The sequence below is a fragment of the Arthrobacter koreensis genome (genome assembly GCF_009193255.1).
Lineage (GTDB): Bacteria > Actinomycetota > Actinomycetes > Actinomycetales > Micrococcaceae > Arthrobacter_B > Arthrobacter_B koreensis.
Genome location: NZ_WACG01000006.1, coordinates 236761 through 256379, shown reverse-complemented (window position 1 = coordinate 256379; position 19619 = coordinate 236761). Strand labels below are relative to the sequence as shown.

Genomic DNA, 19619 nt, shown 5'->3' with positions numbered 1-19619 from the left:
TACGCCCCCTAGTGCTGGGCCTTGAACCCCTCGTTGCTCCCATTCAGGCCCTCCGCGAAGTTCGAATAGCCCATGGTGCGCGGATCGGAATGGTCCTGGCTGCTGCTGCCGTCCGGAACGTCCTCGCCGAGGTTCTCCATGAGATTCGCGGCGGCGTCCTCGAGTGCATTCCTGGGTTCGGCTTCGGAGCCCTTCGAATTCCTGTCGGTCACAATGCATCCTCTGGTTCGACTATAAGTAGACTTAGATTTCAACATTAGCCACAGTGGCAAGCGCTGGCCAAACGGTCCCACGGGCACGTCTCACCGGGTGCCATACCGGGAACGCCGACTGCCGGCCGCACCACGATGGCCCTGCCGGAGCGCGGGGTCCTAGACTGGCCACGCGTGAACCGAGCCGACCGGAGGAGCACCATGGCCACCATCGCCGAGAACATCGTCCAGACCCTCGCAGCTAACGGGATCCAGCGGATCTGGGGTGTCCCGGGGGACTCCCTGAACGCGGTGACCGATGCCGTCCGCCGGCAGAAGGACATCGAATGGATGCTCACCCGGCACGAGGAGGAAGCCGCGTTCGCCGCCGCCGGGGAGGCCGCGCTGACCGGGGAACTTGCGGTGTGCGCCGGCAGCTGCGGGCCCGGCAACATGCACCTGATCAACGGCCTTTACGACGCGCACCGGAGCCGCGTCCCCGTCCTCGCGATCGCTGCGCACATTCCCACCGAGGAGATTGGCAGCCAGTACTTCCAGGAGACCCGGCCCACGGAACTCTTCCGCGACTGTGCCGTCTTCTGCGAAATGGTGCTGAGCCCGGAGCAGATGCCGCGGCTGCTGGAGATCGCCATGCGCACCGCCATCGAAAAACAGGGCGTCGCCGTCCTCGTGCTCACCGGGGACACGGCGTCGCAGGACGCCGTCAGCGACCGGGTGCCCGAGGTCCGGCGCTCCACCCCGGTGACCGTTCCCTCGCCGGCCGAGCTCCAGGAAGCAGCGGACACGCTCAACTCCTGTGGAAACGTGACGATCCTTGCCGGCGGCGGAGTGGAGGGCGCCCGGGAGGAAGTCCTCGCGCTCGCGGACGCACTCGGGGCGCCGATCGTGCACGCCCTGCGGGGCAAGGAATTCATCGAATGGGACAACCCGTTCGACGTCGGCATGACCGGCCTGCTCGGGTTCGCCTCCGGATACCGGGCGATGGAAAGCTGCGACGCGTTGCTCATGCTCGGCACGGATTTCCCGTACCAGCAGTTCTATCCGGAGAAAGCGAAGATCCTGCAGATCGACATCCGCGGCGAGCAGCTTGGCCGCCGGGCACCGCTGACCCAGGGCATGGTGGGCGGAGTGCGGGAGACGGCGGCGGCGCTGCTTCCGCTGCTCGAACGGAAGCAGGACCGCACCCACCTGGAGAAGTCGCTGGACCACTACCGGCGCACCCGCGCCCAGCTCGATGACCTGGAGAAGCAGGGGCCGGGCCCCATCCACCCGCAGCACCTCACGCACCTGATCGACGAGCTGGCGGATGAGGACGCGGTCTTCCTGCCCGACGTCGGCACTCCGGTTATCTGGGCCAGCCGCCACCTGCACATTGGACCCCGACGGCGGCTGATCGGCTCCTTCTGGCACGGCACCATGGCCGCGGCCACCCCGCTGGGCCTTGGCGCGCAGGCGGTGGACCGGAAGCGGCAGGTGGTGGTCCTCGCCGGCGACGGCGGCCTCGCGATGATGCTCGGTGAGCTCCTGACGGCAGTCCAGCACAAGCTGCCTCTCAAGATCGTGGTGTTCAACAACGCTGCGCTCAGTTTTGTGGAGGTGGAGATGAAAGCGGCGGGCATCGTCAACTTCGGCACCGGACTCGAGAACCCGGACTTTGGTGCAGTGGCGCAGGCCGTGGGGATGCACGGGGAAAGCGTGAGCCGCCCGGAGGACCTGGAGGGAGCACTGCGCCGCGCCTTCGCGCACGACGGGCCTGCGCTCGTTTCGGTTGCGGTAGACCGGCAGGAGCTGTCCATGCCGCCGAAGATCGACGCGAAGCAGGCCACGGGCTTTGCGCTCTACGCGCTGCGGACCGTGATCGCCGGAAACGGGCGCGAGCTCATCGACCTCGCCAAGGCGAACGCACGCCAGCTGCTCTGACCCGGGTTCCGGCGTCGTACCTCAGCCCGTGCTCACCCGTTCCTCGCGCCTGCGCCGGGCCCGTGCCGCGACGAAGAGCAGCGAACCGACCACCACGTAGGCTGCCGAGCCAAGCCAGATAGGTCCGGTCTGCTGGGTGAGCAGCACGATGCTCGCGATGATCGCCAGCACCGGCACGAACCTCGGTGCCGAGAAATGATCGTGGTCCACCTTGTCCTTCTTCAGGACGAGCACGCTGACATTGGCGGACAGGAACACCAGCAGCAGGAGCAGCACGGTGGTTTCCGCCAGCGAGGCGACGTTCCCGGTCAGGGTGAGGATGATCGTCAGGCCGGCTATGACCACAATCGAAACCCACGGGGTGAGGCGGCCCGGCAGCACGCGGCTAAAGGCGCGGGGGAGCAGTTCAGCTTCAGCCAGTCCGTAGCCCACGCGGCTGGCCATGACCATGAACAGCAGTGCCCCGTTGGCGATGGCAATCAGGGCGATCAGGCTGAACAGCCAGGGCGGAATTCCGACGCCGCTGGCGGCAACGACGTCGAGCAGCGGGCCGGTGGACTCGGCCAGATCAGCCGGAGGCACCACGATCACGGCGCCGATGGCGATGAGGAGGTACACCAGGCCTGCCGTGCCGATGGCGCCGAACAGTGCGCGGGGGTATGACTTGGACGGTTTGCGCACTTCCTCGGCCATGTTCGCCGCCGCCTCAAAGCCCAGGAACGAGAAGAACGCCACGATGGAGGCGGCGAACGCTCCTTCAAGGGGCGATATGTCCGGCGCGAACTCCAGGAGCCGGGAGGGCTCCCCGTTGCCGGAGGTGAAGACGACGCCGGCGACGAAAATGACGATGATCAGGCCGCTGACTTCGATGATCGACGCAATGAGGTTGGCGGTGAGCGACTCCCGCACGCCACGCAGGTTGATCAGGGTGAGCACGATGATGAAGGCGACCGCTGCGGGAGCCGCAGGCACATCGATGAGCGCCGTCAGGTAGTCACCCGCGAAGGCGTTCGCGAGGGCGGCGGCCGTGGTGATTCCGGACGCCATCATGAGGAAGCCGACAATGAAGGATAGATAGGGGATCCCGAAGGCCCGGTCAACGTAGCGCGCGGCGCCGCCGGCGTGCGGATACTTGGTGATCAGTTCCGCGTAGGTGGCCGCAGTGAGCATCGCGACCACGAGGGCGATCAGCAGCGGCAGCCAGATTGCGCCGCCAACGTCCGCGGCCATGGTCCCCACCAGGGTGTAGATGCCGGCGCCGAGGGTGTCCCCGACGATAAACGCGAACAGCAGCGGCGTGCCAACCGCCCGCTTCAACCCGGTTTGCGGTTCTGCCGTGGCTTTATCCGCGTCCTTTGTCATTGGGCTATTGGAGATCTTTTGCCGCCCCCGCACAAGAGGGGTTTGCGCCTTTCCGGAATGAATTTCGTCTTCACCGGCCAATCAGCTCCTGTTCGGGTGCAACGGGTAGACGGGTTGTCCCGGTAGGCGGCGCGGCTGCGCGGCCTCTGGCTCCGCCCCTGCCGGCTGGCTAGGGTAGGCGCATGGCAGCACTCCTTTCCCCCGACAACGAAGATTCCCGGCGCATTCAGGACAGCGACCTTGGCTAACGCAGGGGAATTCGCGCAGTTCGTTTTTGAGAACCGTTGAGCGGAGTAACGCAGGACATCTAAAATTTTCCGGGGCGGCCCGGTCATGCCTGAACTTTCTAGGGGATGATCCACATGACCGACTTCTTCACGGCTGAACCCGGCGAAACCGCGGCGCCGCTGCCTCCGGGGCCCGTCCTGTGTACCGGAACGGCGGGCATGCGCCGCATTCACCGGTTTTTCCTGTGGGCCTACGACGAAGCACCCGGCCTGGTGCGGTCCACCGCCTCCGGAGATGCCACCCGCGCCGCCTACGTGGGGGACGTGCTGGGCAACTTTGACCGGACCCTCCACATTCACCACGAGGGCGAGGATCTGCTGATGTATCCCCAGCTCGCCGGCCGGGCGCCGGGGTGTGCCCTGCACATCGCCCAGATGCTGGAGCACCACCGGCAGGTGACTGAGCGCATCAACCTGATCGAGCCGGTTCGGCGGCGGTGGATGGAGACGGCAGACGCCGCGACCCGGGAAGAACTCGCTGAACGTTATGAGGAGCTGTCCACGCTGCTGAAAGTACACCTGCGCCGTGAGGTCACCGAAGTGATGCCCGTGGTGGACCGGGTGCTGAGCGAAAAGGAAATGAACGCTGTGGGCCAGCACGGGATCGACCAGTTCGATGAGCGGTTCCTCGTGAGCTATCTCGGCATGGTGCTGGCCACGAATCCTCCCCAGGACCGCAGGGAACTGTTCAAGGAGATTCCCGCGCCCGTCCGGCTTGCCTACCGTGTGGTTGGACGGCGGATGTACCGGCGGCAGTATTCGACGCTCTTTCCCGGCCGCGAAATTCCGGCCACGCTTTAGGCCAAGTGCCGGTATCGTCCCGCCTGCACGTCCTGCGCGAGGGCTGCGAACATCTCGGTGATGTAGATGGCGGTGTCCGCATGCTGCGCAATCAGGTCCGCCCCGCTCCCGAGGGCGTCCCGGACCGGGGCCAGCGCGGGGGAGTTCGGGCCGGTGGAAGCGGCCTGCAGCAGTCCGAGCCGCGCTTCCCCGGAGATGTAGCCAAGTTCGAACAACACCCAGTGGAACAGGTGCATGAGGGCCGAGTCGCGGTCGAATCCGTCGTGGGTCCGCATGCCGAAGTCTTCCTCCGGGGTGAGCTCGAAGTCCCGGTGAAGTGCCAGGCCGAAGTCGGTGTAGAGCAGCCTGCCGTCCTGCACAAGGATGTTCCCGGGATGAACGTCAAAATGCTGAAACCCCTGGGCGTTCATCCAGGCAGTGGCTTCCAGGAGCTGGTCCACAATCCCCGGAAAGACCTCGGCCCCAAAGCCTTCCGTTACGCTTCGGCGGATCAGATCGCCGAGCGTGCCGGGCACGTACTCCAGGAAGAGCACCATGCTTTTGGACGCGGCTTTCATGGCGGAGATCTTGCGCTGGACCTCCGGCCAGTGCGGTCCCCACTGGCGGCGTGGAGCATCGCCGTCGAACTCGCTGAGATCCGCCTCGCACGGCGCATCCAGGACCCGCCAGCCGAGCAGGAGCGGAAAGAAATCCACCAGGCCGGCCTGAACCCACCCGGTGGTGGCCTGATGGGCTGCGAGCTCCCGGCCCGCGGCGTTGGCAGGGCTTCCGATGCCGTAGTGCGAAACGAAGGGAAGCCGGAGCCGGCTTTCGGTAGAGCAGGGATCGGCTTCTTCGGCGCCGGTCAGCGGCAGCAGCTTGATAAAGACGGTGGTGCCGCCCAAGCGCGCCGTCTTCGTGGTGCCGCCAATGCCTATGCCTACCGGGTTGGCCCTCTCAACGAGCGTCCGTACACCGGAGTCATCCAGCCCGGCGAGAGCCGAAGCGACGGCGTTGGCCTTGTGCACCCGAGCGGTCATCCAGACAGCCTAAGCCGAGATGGTCCGGCTACACCCCGAACCTCCGCCACTCGCCTTCGGAAACCACCTCGACGGCGCCTCCGACCACCCGGATGGCCGTCTGCTCATCAATGGCATAGGAGGGGACTCCGAGGCCCTCGGCCCACCGCTCCGCCTGGGCCATGGTGTTTTCCGGAAAAGCGTTCAGATGCGGAAAGACCGAAAACCCCACCACGCCCAAGGTTCGGTCATCCGTTGCGGACGGCCACTCAACAAAAGAATCCCCAACCCGCGGGGTCAGTACCATGCTCCCGGCACTGACCCCGACCCAGACAGTATCCTCCAGGGACGGCAGCACTCCGGCCAGTCCGGACTCTCGCATCCAGTGGCACAAGTACGCTGCATCGCCGCCGTCTACCAGGAGGACATCGGCTTCCCGGACCCACGGCACCCAGCGGTCCGCACCGACCGATGGCAGTGCCGTTAGCTCGAGGACGCCGAGGGAACCCCAGCCGAGTCCGGCAAAGCTCTGGGATCCGGGACCGGCTGCTACTGAGCGTGAGACTGACTCCGGACCGCACAGCGGATGCCCCCACTGCGCCGTCGGAATCAGGAGTGCGCGTGACTCGGCGATCGGCTTTCCGAGCAGGTCCTCCAGCGCCGAGCGGATGCTGGGATTCGTCACTCCTCCAGAGGTCAGCAGAAGTCTCATTGTTCTCCTCGGTGGTTCGCTACTCCGACCCTAGGCGGCAGGAAGGCGGATGAGCATCGATGCGGTGACATAACCGGCGGGAAGTTTCGGGGGCGTATGGACCCGATGAACCATCTGTGGTCCACTAACCCTGCGGCCCGAGCACGGCGACGGAGTGAAGCCCGCCATTCGGACCACAGACTCGCCGTCACGGCCCGATCCAAAGGAGTCGTCATGTGTCGTTGGTTAGCGTATTCAGGTTCACCCGTACGGCTGGATGACCTTCTGTATAAACCAGTCAACTCTTTGGTGATGCAGAGCAAGCACTCCCGCCTGGGCGTTGAAACCACCAACGGAGACGGGTTCGGTGTCGGCTGGTACGGCACCGAACCGACTCCCGGCGTCTTCCACAGCACCGAACCCGCGTGGCATGACCGCAACCTGCGGGAGCTGGCAGCGCAGGCCTCGTCCCGCCGCGTCTTCGCGCACATCCGGGCCACCACCGGAACCGCAATCCAGCAAACGAACTGCCATCCCTTCCGGCACGGCAAGTGGCTCTGGATGCACAACGGCGTGCTCGGCGGTTTTCCCCAGGTCAAGCGTGACCTGGCCATGGCGGTGGATCCTGGCCTCTATCCGGAGATAGAAGGATCCACCGACTCGGAAATGTTCTTCTACCTCGCCCTGACCTTTGGCTTGGAGCAGGATCCGCGCGCGGCCGTCGCCGAGGCCGTGGGCTTCATTGAGGATGCCGGGCAGCGCCGCGGCGTGGAGCATCCGGTCCAAATGACCGTAGCGGCCACCGACGGAGAGACGACCTGGGCGTTCCGGTACTCCAGTGAGCGGAACTCGCGTTCACTCTTCGTCAGCAGCGACGTCGCCGCGCTGCAGGCGCAGTACCCGGAGCATGAACTGCTCGGCAAGCTTTCGGACGATTCCCGCCTGGTGGTCAGCGAGCCGCTGGGCGACCTCTATGGTGCGTGGCAGGAAGTGCCCGAGGCAACGTGCGTCGTCGTCCGGGGCGGCGAGCAGGAACAGTACCCGTTTGAGCCCGCCGCTCCGGCCGTCGCTGCGGTCTGATCAAACCGTGGAAGCGCCGTAGCGTGCCAGGAACAACGCCTCGGTGAGCGCCATGTTCTCGATTTCGCTGGGTGCCACGCTTTCATTGGGAGCGTGGATCAGGGCCTGTGGCTCCTCCACGCCCATCAGGATGATTTCCGCATTGGGATAGGTCTCCTGGAATACGTTGCACAGCGGGATCGAACCGCCCTGGCCGAGGCTCGTCATCGGGCGGCCGTAGGCCTCCTGGGCGGACGCAGCCAGGGCCTGGAACGCCGGCCCGTTCGTCGAAGCCTCGAAGGGCGACCCGGTTGCCTCAACATCCACGGCGACGTGCACGCCCCACGGTGCCGCCTTTTGCACGTGCGCGGTAAGGGCTTCCTGCGCAGCAGCGGGCGTCGTGCCCGGCGGGATCCGCAGGTTCAGCCGCGCCGCCGCCCGGGGGACGATCGCCGCCGCGGACCCGACCACGGGCGGACAGTCGATGCCGAGAATCGTGAGGGCCGGCCGTGACCACAGCATGTCCGAGACGCTGCCGTCCCCAAGCAGCGAAACGCCGTCGAGCACCCCCGCATCCCGGCGGAACTGCTCCGGATCATAGGCGGCGCCGGCCCAGCGGCGGCTGTTCTCCAGCCCGGTCACCGTCGTGTTGCCGTGCGCATCGCGGAGGCTGCCGAGGATCGTGACCAGCGCAGCGAGGGCATCCGGTGCCGGTCCGCCGAACATCCCGGAATGTATCTCCGAGGTGAGCGCCTCAACCGTCACCACAACATTGACCATCCCGCGCAGGCTCACCGTGGCCGCCGGGGAACCCACTGCCGCGTTGCCCGTATCGCAGACCAGGATCGCGTCAGCACGGAACAGGTCCGGATGGGATGCGACGAACGCCTCCAACCCGCCGGTGCCCTGCTCCTCGGAACCCTCGACGACGAGTTTGAGGTTAACCGGAATGTTCTCGCCCAGCGCGCGCAGGGCGGCCAGGTGCATCACGATATTGCCCTTGCAGTCCGCCGCGCCCCGGCCGTACCAGCGGCCGTCCACCTCCGTCAGCTCGAACGGGGGAGTCCGCCAGGCCTTGTCATCCAGCGGAGGCTGGACGTCGTAGTGGGCATACAGCAGCACAGTGGGTGCCTGCGGATCGGCACAGGGTCGGGTCCCGAGAACCACCATGCTGCCGTCCGGCGTCTCTTCCAACCGCGCATCGGTGAACCCGGTCTGCGCGAACCTGTCCCTGACCCACTGAGCAGCCCGCTGGCACTCTTCCGGCGGAAACTGCCGGGGGTCGGCTACGGATTTGATCGCAACGAGTTCAGCCAGTTCCGAATGTGCCTGCGGCATCAGCTGTGCCACGCGTTCCCGTGGATCCATGGTCAGGTTCCCGTCACGTCGTCGGTCTTCAGGTCATCGATTGACGCCTTGAATTCATCCAGTTCGGCGGGGCAGTAGACCTCGATGATCAGCAGCTGTCCCAGGACCGCCCGGCGGTCCGAAATCACGGGCCTGGCGCCGGGGCCCGTGGCGCCGTTGGCCAGCATTGAGTTCAGGGTCGCCCGGCTGAGTGCCGCATTCGGGTTGGCGCAGGCCGCACCTCCGTCATCGCCCAGGATGCGGATCACCTGGTCCTTGTCCGGGGTGCGGACGCCGGCGGCCTCGACCAGCGTGATGAATCTGTCCGCCTTCTCCTCCGCTTCACGAGATTGCCGGGCGGCCCCGAAAGCGAGCACGGCCCACAGCCCCAGGCCGATGAGCAGTACCACCGCAACGATGTAGATCCAGGTGCGCTCGCGCTTTGGCTGCTGCTCCACCGGCGTGCTCATGACTCCACCTCCGGCAGTGCGTCCTGTTTCCAGGAAGGCTTACGGAACCGGTAGAACAGGAACGGCACCAGAAGGCCCAGGCCCAGGGCGCCGCCGCCAACAATCAGGACGTAGATCCCCGGATTGCCGGACGCGAACTGCGACGGCGGCACGAACCCGACCAGCAGCGCCGCCAGGGAGGCCGCGAAGCCCACACCGCACAGCCCCAGGAGCATGGGGGCGCGGAACCCGCGCGGATGGTCCGGGTGCTTCTGCCGCAGACGGACCGCAGCCACGAACATCAGCAGGTACATGATCAGGTACACCTGGGTGGTGATGACGGAGAAAATCCAGTACGCACTCGAAACGTTTGGCAGCAGCGCGTAGGCCAGGCCGATCACCGTGGTGACGATTCCCTGGACCACCAGGATGTTCTGCTGGACACCGTTCTTGTTGAGCTTCTGCAGGAACGGCGGAAGGTAACCTTCCTGCCTCGATATCAGCAGCAGCCCCTTGGATGGCCCGGCCAGCCAGGTGAGCATGCCGCCCAGGGACGCCGTCACCAGCATGATCCCGACGATCGGCGTCAGCCACTGCCAGCCAAAATTCGCGAAGACGGCGTCGAACGCCTGCATGACACCGGCGGTGAGGGAGAGCTCCTCTGCCGGAACGATCCAAGCGATAGCCAGGGCGGGCAGGATAAAGATCGCGAGCACCAGTCCCATGGCCAGGAACATCGCCTTGGGATATTCCTTCGCCGGATTCTTCAGCGAGGATACATGCACGGCGTTCATTTCCATCCCGGAGTAGGAGAGGAAATTATTGACGATCAGCACCAGACTGGAGAGCCCGGCCCAGACCGGGAACAGATTTTCGGCGGTCATTGGCGCCGCAGATTCATTGCCCTGTCCCAGGAAGACGACGCCGAGGGTCACCAGGACAACGCCCGGAACCAGTGTCCCGATGATCAGCCCGCCGCTGGCCAGCCCCGCCACGCCTTTGGTGCCGCGCGAGGACACCCACACACCGGACCAGTAGACGACGATGATTACGCAGGCCGTCCACACCCCGCTGCTCGCGAGCTGGGGATTAATGACATAGGCGAGCGTACTCGCGACGAACCCCAGCAGGCTGGGGTAGTAGAAGATGGTCATGGCGAACTGGCACCACACGGCCAGGAAGCCCATGGGCTTTGAGATTCCCTCCGAAACCCATTTGTAGACGCCGCCCGTCCAGCCCGAAGCGAGCTCCGCGGAGACAAGCGAGGTGGGCAGCAGGAATACCAGGGCAGGCAGCAGGTACAGGAAAACGCAGGCCAGGCCGTAGACGGCCATTGTGGGTGCTGCCCGCAGGCTGGCCACCGAACTGGTGGTCATCATTGCCAGTGCAATCCAGGAAATCCACTGGGTGCTGGTGGGGCGGGTCCGGGCCGCCGCCGTCGACCCTGAGCCGTCTATCGGAATGTCGGCGGTGCTCATGGTGACTCACTTGGTATCGCGTGCGCAGTCATGAGAATGCCTCCGAATCAGGTAGGCCAGCCTAATGATGAGTTCAGTATGAAACCGGCCTCGGAGGGCGGCCAGCCTTGTCAACCGAAAGAGACCGGCAGAGATGGAAAGAGATGGTTACGTGATACTGCTGGGTCGGGCGGTAGCAGTTGTTGGCAAAGTGAAAGTGGTGGCTGCGGCTGACGCGGCTGCATCCTGCAGGGTGCCCTTGACCCGCCGGTGCCGCCCCATCACGAAGGCCATCAGCACGCCGAGGAAGCTGAATACCGCCATCACCCACGCGGCTGCTGTCAGGCCGGAGGCCAGGGCATCACCGCTCGAAGCGCCGTTCGCGGTCTGGGCACTGATGACGTTGCCGTAGATGGTGGCGGCCAGTGCCGTGGCAACTGCCGCCCCGACGTAGCGGGCCATGTTGGAGATCCCCGACGCGCCGCCCACCTGGTTTCCCGGCACTGCCGCGGTGGCCGCCGACGACGCCGGGCCGTTCGAGAGGCCCATTCCCACGGCGATGGCAACGAGCGGCAGCAGGAACAGGGGATAGGCCCACGTCGACTCAGCGAAACCGACAATGACGAAGCCGGCCGTGGTCAGCGCGAAGCCGATGCCAACCGTTTGCCTGCCACCCACTTGCGCTGCCAGCCGGGGCACCAGCGGAGCCACGATCACCAGCCCCGCGGTGGCGGGAAGGGTTGCGAGGCCTGCCTGCAGCGGACTGAATCCCAGGGTGGCCGGGTCCTGGAAGTAAAGGCTCAGCAGGTACATGAGTGCGTTGATGGTTCCTGCGCCAATCAGGATGGCGACTGTCGAACCAACGAGGACACGGTTTCGGAGCAGTGAAAGGTCCAGCAGCGGAACCGCCACCCGGCGTTCGACGGCGATGAAAGCGTAGCCGGCAACAATCATGACCGCGAAGCAGCCGAGCGTGGCGACCGAGAACCAGCCCCATGCACCGCTCATGGAGACGCCGAGAATGAGGGGTGTCAGCGTCAGCGCGATCAGCACAGTGCCCGCGTAGTCGATGGTCTGCGCCCGGTTCGGATCCCGGGATTCACCAACGGTGGCCGCAGTGAGCACAATGCACACGACGGCGATTCCGGCGTCGATCCAAAACAGTCCCTGCCAGCCCGTGGCATCAACCAGCAACCCGCCCGCCAGCGGTCCCGCAGCGGCCCCGACGGCTGCTGCGGCACCCCAAAGGGACACTGCCTTCAGCTGCGCGTCGCCGGAGTTGGCCACTGAAAGCAGGCTCATTCCGCAGGCCAGGATTGTCGCTCCAGCCGCACCCTGAATGAGTCGGCCGGCAATGACCATTCCGCCCGTACCAGCCAGCGCGATGATGACGCAGGAGAGGACGAACAGCAGCAGTCCCATCTGGAAGACCCGGCGGCGTCCGAAGACGTCGCCGAGCGAACCGGACGTGACGATCACCGCCGCGCCGACCAGCGAATAGCCGGTCACTGCCCACTGCAGGATGTCCACTGACGTGCCGGTATCCGCAGAGATGGCCGGTAACAGGATGCTCACGGCCGACGTATTCGCGTTCACTACCAGGGTGGAAATGCAGGTAGCTGCAAGCACCCCTCCTGCCCGGCTCCCGGTCTTCGCGGCGTCGTCCATCGCCTCGTCCTTCCTCAACCCGGCCCCACACCCTCCTGCAACGGTAAGTCAGGTGCTTTCGCCGCGGGAGTGGTTCCAGCCGGAAGCGGAGCTCGCTTGCCGAGAAACTCTGGTTGCCTACGGCCCCCGGGCTTAGCCGCGGTAGGCGCCGCAGCTCTGGAATTCCTTGCGAAGGTTTGTGGGATCGCTGGCCTGGGCCGTCGCGATGACGCGTGAATCAAAGACCTCCCGGTCGACGAAAAACGTCTGGATCGCCGGCAGGCCGGTGTACCTGGACAGATAAGCCATGCTGTTTTCCTGCCCCGGTGCGTCATCGCCGTCCACCGCCTGCAGGTAAGTGTCCATCCACGCACAAAGCCAGAAGCTGGCCACCATCATGTCCTGGCCGCCGTCCATCATCACGGGTACTTCACGCGACGGATTTTCCTTCGGATCAAAGTAATCGATGGTGCGGAAATACCAGTCAATACCGGGAGGCAGTGGTTCCGGGAACTCCTCGATGGCTTCCACCAGGGCTTGGTCGAGGCAGTCCGGCCGAAGACTCTGCATGCCGCTCACTGCATCCGTCTGCTGGACCTCGCCGCTGTGGCAGGGCCTCGGCTCCCACGGCGTCGGCTCCGGGCTGGCCTTGGCCGCCGCAACAGCCTGGGCTTCGTTGACTTCGGCGTCGGTTGGCCCGCAGCCTGCCAGCAGCACGCCGGCCATCAGTGCCGCGGCGGCGCCCGCGAATTGCTTCCCCATGTGTCGGTATCCCCCCCATTGATTTTCTGGTCTGAGACTAGACGGCATCCCGCGGTGTGAACAGCACCCGATTCCGGACTGTGGCGCCGTCGGCTGCCCATAGAGCGCGGATTACGCTTCCCTGACCCACGGTTCACCGGTTGCCGTGCGGTACCAGCGTTCCGGAGGGCCGTCTTCGCCGGCGGCGTCCGTCAGCCAGATGGTCGTGTCCGGATTCCATCCGGCCATGACCGTTGACCGGCCGGCATCAACGTCCAGCGCCCGGTTGGCGCAGCTGAGGTATGCCAGCGCCGTCACATGGACTGCATCCCACTTTTCCGCGGCCTTCTCCCAGTCCGGGATGACCCATTCGCCGTGACGCCCGGTGCAGCGGAACCAGTCATGGCGCCGGGACGCCGTGACCGGAAATGGATACTCGCGGCACAGCGCCGCCCAATCGGACCCGGAGCGCACCTCGTACGTACGTCCGGCCCCGCGAACACCGGTCACCGAGACGGATGTCTCCCCGAAGGAGTCTTCGATGAGGTCCAGGCCCAGGGGCAGTTGTGCCACGGTGCGGAGCGCCCCTTCGGGGAAGGACCACCATGTGCCGGTCCAGTTGGCGTGCGGATCGGCGGGCCTGTCCCGGGCCGCACTGGCTTCTTCCCTGCGGGCCCCGGCCGCCCATGCGGACAGTGTTTCGGCGGCGGTGTGCCGCGGAGGAGCCGGGTTCCCGATCGGACTCCAGTCGAGGGCCGATTGTTCGGCCGGCCGGAATTGGTTCCACCACTGCGCCGACGGTGTATCCAGCACGCGCGAGGCCAGCGGGACGAGTGCGGCCTGCACCTCCGGCAGCGCGGCGAGGGCGTCCTCTCCGTCCGGTTCCTGCCATGGACGTGAGCTGTCCACCGCCCGGACCAGGGCGCCGTCAATCTGGTCAGCCCCAGCGGAACCGGGATCAAGGGCTTCAAGTGCATCGGTGATGTCCTCCAGCGACGGGACCGGCGGCGCACCGCCGTCGTCGCCGGAGACGCTCAACAGCTTGACGGACGTTCCGCGGCCCGGATCCAGTTCGTAGCCGAGGTAAAACACCGCAGAGGCGACCGTGGGGTCCAGCATCATTGCCAGTTCCAGGCACAGCCGCCGGCCGCACGGTCCCTCCAGCAGCACTTCCGCTCCGGTATCCATCGGCACACCCTACCTGCCGGCACGTCGGCACACCGCCGCACCTGACATCATGGGCAGGTGGAATCCCAGCCGGTAAGCCAGCCCGACCATCCCGCCGCCGTCCGAATGTGGCACGAATACACCGCCGCCCACCCGGAAGCGGTGGCCGCGTGCCCCGAGTACACCGTGGAGCATTTTGGGGATACTCGCAGGCTGGCGGACGAGCTCCTTGGGCACGTGCTCAGCGGACGGAAACGCGCGACGTCGGAACTCGCGGCCGATTTCCTGGGCCGGGGAGATTCGCTGCCCAGGATCGGGTCGCACTGGATCGCGTGTGACGGAACCGGAGCGCCCCGGATCGTCCTGCGTACCACCGAACTGCGGCTTGGCCCCTTCACCAGCGCCGATGCAGCGTTTGCCCGGGACGAGGGCGAAGACGATCTCAGCCTGGAGAGCTGGCAGCGTGAGCACCGCCGCTACTGGACACGCGTATCGGCGGCCCAGGGGCGGCAGTGGTCTGAAGCCGAAGACATCGTCTTTGAACGGTTCACCGTGGTGTGGCCGCCGCAGGCGTCAGTCCTGCAGGGAAGCCAGGAAGGTATCCGTCGCGGCGACGTCAGCGGGGTCGAAGGCGCTCACGCTGGCCATTAGCTCCGAAGCGCCGGTCCGTTCCAGCAGCACTGCCAGCCGTTCGGCTGCCTGTGCGGGAGTGCCAACGACGGCGGATTCCGCCCAGTTCCGCACAGAGGCGGCCTTGCGCGGGCTGGCAGTCTCCAGCAGGCGCTGCACGTCCTGCACAGGGCGCAGCGGCCGGAACTCGCCCACCTCCCGCGAGTCGGCGTGCGCCCATGCTTCAGGGAGCAGCAGTTCCCGGGCCCGTTCGGCGCTTTCCGCCACCAGAACCTCCGCCGAGGCGATCAGATACGGTTCCGGCGTCTCGGGTGTTGGCTGATAGTCGCGGAAGTAGCCCTCAATGGCTGCGGCGTCGCGGAGCAGCGGACCGCCCACGACGGCCGGCAGGCCCAGCCGGGCCGCCAGGGACAGGCCGTCCTTGATGGCCAGCAGGAACATTGGCGGGGGAGCGGTCTGCGGCCGGGCGGTGATCGCTGCCCGGCCCGTCAAATAGTTCCGCACCTCGCTGAGTTCGGCAGCGTATTCGCCGTCCCGCAGGAGAGGGCGCCCCAGCGCCGCGCGCACCGCGGGGGTGAAACCCAGGGACCCGCCCAGCCCCAGATCGATCCGGCCCGGATACAGGGATTCGAGCAGCAGTGCCTGCTCCGCTACGACGAGCGGGCGGTGATTAGGCAGCATGATCCCGCCGCTGCCGAGCCGAATGTGCCGGGTGCGCGCACCGATCGCAGCCAGCAGCACTGCTGGAGCAGAGGAGGCGATGCCCGGTACTCCATGGTGCTCTGCGGTCCAGAACCGCCGGAATCCCAGCGCCTCAGCCCGCACGGCCCGCTCCACGGTGCCGGCGATGGTCTCGGCATCTGACGCACCCGCGCGGCTGCGGGACCGGTCGAGCAGTGAAACGCGCATCACGAGCCCCCGGACCCGGACCTGGCCCCGGTATCCGGGACGCCCGTTGGGGCGGTGAACTGACGGACTGGATGCAGGCTGGTCATACCCGGGGCAACATAGGCGGGACGGACGGCATTCCCGGCGCGCCCGGCGTCGTTCTCCGGCCCGGGGGCAGCCGGTTCCGAGCAGGGCTCAGCCACCCGGCCCCCGGTATGCCGCGGAAATCCTGTCCGCAAACCCTGGCAGCGAAGCGGTGAACGCCTCCGGGCCAAGAACGGTAAACGGCGCGTCGAAGCGCACCGCCCAGGACAGCAACCCCGCCCAGGACCATGACCCCACCCGCACCCGGCAGGATGTCGCGGAGACTTCCTCCAGGTCGCCGTCGCCGATCCACGGCGCTACGGCGGACGCAGGCAGTTCGATGAGCAGTTCACCCCGGCACGGCCACGCATCGCCGTCCTCCGATCCCTTCAGCCGCGCCGAGAGAAAAGAACCCGCGCTGCCGCCGGGGATTGGCCGCGGCACAAAACGCGCTCCCGCGGGGGACTTGGGCCCCATCCGGTCCAGCCGGTAAATGCGCCAGTCCGCCTTATCCAGGTCCCAGGCCACCAGGTACCAACGGCTGCGGCGGGCAATTACGGCATGCGGTTCAACCCTTTTGGGCGGCAGCGCCCAGTCCTCGCCGTAGCTGAACCGAAGGATTCTCTGGTCCCTGGCCGCCGTGCTGACCGCTTCGAGGACTACCGGATCCACGCGGGCGGAGGTCCCGGCATCCGTGAACTGGATCCCCTCCACCCGGTGCCGCAGACGTGAGGGCATGACCTGTTTCACCGTTGTCAGTGCCCGGGCAGCGGCCTCATCCAGAGCCACGCCGCTGGAGGGCGCGCTCTGGAGTGCGACGGCGATGGCCACCGCCTGCTCGTCGTCGAACAGCAGCGGCGGAAGGTCAGTTCCCGCTGCCAGGCGGTAACCGCCGTCGGGGCCTTTGACTGCCGCGATGGTGTAGCCGAGTTCGCGGAGCCGGTCCACGTCCCGCCGGACGGTTCGGACCGTGACGTCCAGCCGTTCGGCCAGGACCTGCCCCGGCCAATCCCGCCGGGACTGCAGCAGCGAGAGCAGGGCTAGCATTCGTGCGGACGTTCCGGGCATGAATTGAGTATCCCGGAAGAAGAGGACACATCCTGTCCGCTACCAGGTCCAGTGTGGATTTACGGCACAAAGGGTGCCGACTGAGAGGAACAAATCCCATGAGTATTTCCACTACAACCCACCTGAATTTCCGTGGCACCGCCGGCAAGGCCCTGGAGTTTTACCGGTCGGTCTTCGGCGGCGCCGTGACGGCAGCGACGTACGGCGACTTCGGCATGCCCCAGGAGGCTCCCGGTGCCGGCAAGATTGTGTTCGGCCAGCTCGAGACGGCTGACGGCTTCCGCCTCATGGCGTATGACATTCCGGGGCAGGACGACTCCGACGTTACCCGGACCGCAGGGACCACCCGGCGCGAAAACGGCACCACCATCACGGACCGCACGTTCTTCCAGTCCCTGCGCGGGCAGAACCTGGAGGAAGTGCGCACGCTCTGGGACGGCCTGGCCGACGGCGGCGAGATCATTGAACCGCTGGCCGCCTCCGCCTGGAGCCCCGGCTTCGGCATGCTCACGGACCGCTTCGGTGTCACCTGGGTGCTCGACGTCGAAGCGCCCTCTGCAGGCTGAGCAGGCTCGGGATCGCTTGGCGGCCCGTTGCGTGAGGACGGGGCGGGGGCGGCTACGGGCTGTCCGCGAAATGGATGCCCAAATCCATCCTGCCGGGTGCAATGTCCGCGCGGAGGGCGCGCGTGCCGCGGTAGTCGCCGTCGCGCAGGGCCCGGAAGCGCCTGGGCTTCTCGTCCTCCAGGAGCAGCAGCCGCTCCCGGAGCCGTTTGACCTCCAGCTCCGCGCGGGCAGGGTCCATGTCATCGGCGTCGTACACCACGTGGAGGTCCAGGGTTTCAATGCCGGTGTACCAGAGCACGCCGTGGGTCAGCGGGAAAAGCAGTGACTCCAGGTCGCCGCTGATGCCGCGGGGCCCGATTGAACGTTCGTCTTCTCCGGCCGTGACGACGACGAGCGCCCGGCGCCCCGTCAGCCCGCCGTCGCCGTATCGCCGGGGGACGCCGAGCTCAGGATCCAGGTCACCGTAGGCAAACCGGTCGGTGAGAACGCGGTCGAACCAGCCCTTGAGGATGGCGGGCGGGCCGTACCACCAGAGCGGGAACTGCAGGATCAGCAGCTCGGCTGCGGCGAGTTTGGCCTGCTCTGCCTGCACCTCGGGCGGCAGCTGGCCGGCCGCATAGGATTCCCCGGCCTGTGCGGCCAGGTTGCCTGGCACGCCTGCCAGATCACCGAGGTCGCCATCGCCCAGCACGGGGTCGAAGCCCTGCGCGTACAGGTCCGAGGTGGCTACCTCGAAGCGGGTGGACAAGGCCTCGACGCCTTCGCGGAAAAGGCGTCCGTTCAGGGACTCTGCGCGGGGGTGGGCGGTCACCCACAGGGCGCGTCCCGCGGTGGGGGGATGGGAGATGGGCATTCAGTCCTCCTGGGTGGAGCCGGTGGTGCCGGCGACGGCAAGCACCACGGAAGTCAGGGTGCTGCGGGCTTGGTCGGCAGAGATGCGGGAGGAGAGCGCCGAGCGGGCCAGAGCATCCCCGGCGCCGACGATCGCCTGCAGCTGGGCAAGTCCGAGGGAGCCGGCGAACGGCTCCAGGGCAGTCCGGCACATGGCGAGGTAGGCGTCCTCAGCCTCCTGCCGGACTCCCTCCAGCGCTGCGAAACCGGAGAGGGCGGCAACGACGTCGGCCAGTTCCCGTCCTTCGGCGAGGCAGCAGTCGATATAGGCGCCGGAGACCAGTTCCGCTATGACGGGCAGCCGGGGTTCGGCCTCTGCGAGGGCGGCGGAAAGGGTGCTCCGCTGCCGTGCCTCGAACTCGCGGTACAGCTCCGCGAAGACCCCCGCGCGGTCGCCGAAATGGTCATACACCAGCGGTTTGGTCACCCCGGCCCGGTCTGCGAGCCGTCCGAGCGTGAACCCGTCAGTCCCCGCGTCCCGGATGAGCTCCCGGGCCATTTCCAGCAGCTGGACCCGGCGCTCCGGTTTGGACAGGCGGCGCCGGGGTGCTCGGGTCGATGGATTAGTGGTGGTCATTGGACTCCCGTTGCAAGTAAGTTACTATCCGTAACTTACCATTGGTAACTCAGAAGTTCCAGGGTTTCTCCGCGGCGTGCTGACGACGGCGCTCTAAGTCCGCTCTGCGCGGTCCCGGATGCCGCGCAGCATCCGTTCGGACATGAGGAAGCTGAGCATTTCCACGGGTTCTACCAGTGCTGCGGCCCATCCGGTCCGGTAGGCGTAGCGTTCACGGACCACGAGCCGGGTAGATCCGCCGGGCCGGGGCAGGAGAACGAAGGCCCAGGTGAAATCGTAGGGAACGCCGCCGCTCTGGGGGCTTGGGGAAACACCCGGCCCGACTCCGCCGCCCAGCACGAGGGCTCGTTCGCCGTCGAGCCTGACCACCGCGAGCCCGGCACCCGGCGCAAGATCAACAGTCTCTCCGAGTTCCTGAACCTGCAGCTCCGGCCGAATGGTTTCCGCGCTGTGAATACCCAGGCCAATCAGGTTCTCCAGCCAGTCATGGCTGTAAAAGCCGCCGCGGTTTTGCCCGAGCTGCGTCAGCCAGGGCCACACCGCCGACGCCGGCGCGACGATGGAGATGGCGCGGGTCGCCGTGAGATCAGGCACGGGAAGCAGTTCGTCCCCCGGCAGGTCCATGGCACGCTCTGCCTCGGTGGCGCCCCACCGAAGGGATGTGCGGCGCAGCGCCAGTACCGCGGCGGCAGCACACGCGGCGGCCGCCGCCAGACCTGTCAGACGCCGTGTCCACCGCATGCGTCCCAATATTGCACTGGTGCAGAGGCAGGACAA

General features: G+C 66.6%; 20 protein-coding genes. 5 read left to right on the top strand and 15 right to left on the bottom strand.

Annotated features, from left to right (window positions below; genetic code table 11):
* Positions 1 to 8: 8 nt before the first annotated feature.
* On the bottom strand, positions 9 to 212 hold the full coding sequence (locus GD628_RS13800; protein ID WP_152275104.1) for a hypothetical protein: 204 nt from the start codon (positions 210 to 212) through the stop codon (positions 9 to 11).
* A gap of 201 nt (positions 213 to 413) precedes the next feature.
* Here GD628_RS13800 and poxB point away from each other — a divergent pair, with 201 nt between their 5' ends.
* Positions 414 to 2132 (top strand): ubiquinone-dependent pyruvate dehydrogenase, encoded by a 1719-nt coding sequence (poxB, locus tag GD628_RS13795; protein WP_091608507.1) that lies wholly within the window; start codon positions 414 to 416, stop codon positions 2130 to 2132.
* A gap of 21 nt (positions 2133 to 2153) precedes the next feature.
* Here the strand turns inward: poxB and GD628_RS13790 are convergent, their stop codons facing one another.
* Positions 2154 to 3494 (bottom strand): APC family permease, encoded by a 1341-nt coding sequence (locus GD628_RS13790; protein ID WP_152275103.1) that lies wholly within the window; start codon positions 3492 to 3494, stop codon positions 2154 to 2156.
* A gap of 362 nt (positions 3495 to 3856) precedes the next feature.
* Here GD628_RS13790 and GD628_RS13785 point away from each other — a divergent pair, with 362 nt between their 5' ends.
* Complete coding sequence (locus GD628_RS13785) at positions 3857 to 4582, top strand: hemerythrin domain-containing protein (RefSeq protein ID WP_152275102.1); 726 nt, start codon at positions 3857 to 3859, stop codon at positions 4580 to 4582.
* On the opposite strand, the gene GD628_RS13780 is transcribed toward GD628_RS13785, so the two are convergent.
* Both GD628_RS13780 and GD628_RS13775 read right to left on the bottom strand, forming a co-directional pair.
* Complete coding sequence (locus tag GD628_RS13780) at positions 4579 to 5601, bottom strand: protein kinase domain-containing protein (RefSeq protein ID WP_152275101.1); 1023 nt, start codon at positions 5599 to 5601, stop codon at positions 4579 to 4581. The two genes, GD628_RS13785 and GD628_RS13780, sit on opposite strands and share 4 nt — an antisense overlap.
* Positions 5602 to 5629: 28 nt before the next feature.
* A complete protein-coding gene (locus GD628_RS13775; RefSeq protein ID WP_091608500.1) occupies positions 5630 to 6292 on the bottom strand; it encodes a Type 1 glutamine amidotransferase-like domain-containing protein in 663 nt (220 codons plus the stop codon).
* 213 nt (positions 6293 to 6505) lie between these two features.
* On the opposite strand from GD628_RS13775, the gene GD628_RS13770 reads away from it, so the two are divergent.
* A complete protein-coding gene (locus GD628_RS13770; RefSeq protein WP_152275100.1) occupies positions 6506 to 7351 on the top strand; it encodes a class II glutamine amidotransferase in 846 nt (281 codons plus the stop codon).
* On the opposite strand, the gene GD628_RS13765 is transcribed toward GD628_RS13770, so the two are convergent.
* From GD628_RS13765 to GD628_RS13740, 6 genes are all read right to left on the bottom strand, one after another.
* On the bottom strand, positions 7352 to 8698 hold the full coding sequence (locus tag GD628_RS13765; RefSeq protein ID WP_091608495.1) for a dipeptidase: 1347 nt from the start codon (positions 8696 to 8698) through the stop codon (positions 7352 to 7354).
* A gap of 2 nt (positions 8699 to 8700) precedes the next feature.
* Positions 8701 to 9147 carry a hypothetical protein gene (locus GD628_RS13760; protein ID WP_091608492.1) on the bottom strand — a complete coding sequence of 149 codons (447 nt, stop codon included), beginning with the start codon at positions 9145 to 9147 and terminating at the stop codon, positions 8701 to 8703.
* A complete protein-coding gene (gadC, locus tag GD628_RS13755) occupies positions 9144 to 10604 on the bottom strand; it encodes a glutamate/gamma-aminobutyrate antiporter GadC (RefSeq protein WP_091608490.1) in 1461 nt (486 codons plus the stop codon). Before gadC ends, GD628_RS13760 begins: the two co-directional genes overlap by 4 nt.
* Positions 10605 to 10751: 147 nt before the next feature.
* Positions 10752 to 12251, bottom strand: a complete 1500-nt coding sequence (locus GD628_RS13750; protein ID WP_152275099.1) for an MFS transporter — start codon at positions 12249 to 12251, stop codon at positions 10752 to 10754.
* Between the two features lie 132 nt (positions 12252 to 12383).
* On the bottom strand, positions 12384 to 12992 hold the full coding sequence (locus GD628_RS13745; protein WP_152275098.1) for a hypothetical protein: 609 nt from the start codon (positions 12990 to 12992) through the stop codon (positions 12384 to 12386).
* 111 nt (positions 12993 to 13103) lie between these two features.
* Positions 13104 to 14159: a hypothetical protein gene (locus GD628_RS13740; RefSeq protein ID WP_152275097.1), complete on the bottom strand. Its 1056-nt coding sequence runs from the start codon at positions 14157 to 14159 to the stop codon at positions 13104 to 13106.
* A 105-nt stretch (positions 14160 to 14264) separates the two neighbouring features.
* On the opposite strand from GD628_RS13740, the gene GD628_RS13735 reads away from it, so the two are divergent.
* Positions 14265 to 14789: an ASCH domain-containing protein gene (locus GD628_RS13735; protein ID WP_152275163.1), complete on the top strand. Its 525-nt coding sequence runs from the start codon at positions 14265 to 14267 to the stop codon at positions 14787 to 14789.
* Here GD628_RS13735 and GD628_RS13730 read toward each other — a convergent pair.
* Entirely contained in the window at positions 14712 to 15677 is a 966-nt protein-coding gene (locus tag GD628_RS13730) for an MsnO8 family LLM class oxidoreductase (RefSeq protein WP_152275096.1), read from the bottom strand. The genes GD628_RS13735 and GD628_RS13730 overlap by 78 nt on opposite strands.
* 174 nt (positions 15678 to 15851) lie before the next feature.
* Entirely contained in the window at positions 15852 to 16808 is a 957-nt protein-coding gene (locus tag GD628_RS13725; RefSeq protein ID WP_091608473.1) for a helix-turn-helix transcriptional regulator, read from the bottom strand.
* Positions 16809 to 16906: 98 nt separating this feature from the next.
* Between GD628_RS13725 and GD628_RS13720 the strand changes: the two genes are divergently transcribed.
* Positions 16907 to 17374: a VOC family protein gene (locus GD628_RS13720; protein WP_152275095.1), complete on the top strand. Its 468-nt coding sequence runs from the start codon at positions 16907 to 16909 to the stop codon at positions 17372 to 17374.
* 52 nt (positions 17375 to 17426) lie between these two features.
* Here the strand turns inward: GD628_RS13720 and GD628_RS13715 are convergent, their stop codons facing one another.
* The 3 genes from GD628_RS13715 to GD628_RS13705 all read right to left on the bottom strand — a co-directional run bounded on the left by GD628_RS13715 (position 17427) and on the right by GD628_RS13705 (position 19583).
* On the bottom strand, positions 17427 to 18227 hold the full coding sequence (locus tag GD628_RS13715; protein WP_091608468.1) for an NAD(P)H-dependent oxidoreductase: 801 nt from the start codon (positions 18225 to 18227) through the stop codon (positions 17427 to 17429).
* Positions 18228 to 18842, bottom strand: a complete 615-nt coding sequence (locus GD628_RS13710; protein WP_193313283.1) for a TetR/AcrR family transcriptional regulator — start codon at positions 18840 to 18842, stop codon at positions 18228 to 18230.
* Positions 18843 to 18935: 93 nt separating this feature from the next.
* Positions 18936 to 19583, bottom strand: coding sequence for an SRPBCC family protein (locus tag GD628_RS13705; protein WP_152275094.1), 648 nt, complete (start codon positions 19581 to 19583; stop codon positions 18936 to 18938).
* Between the last annotated feature and the right edge of the window lie 36 nt (positions 19584 to 19619).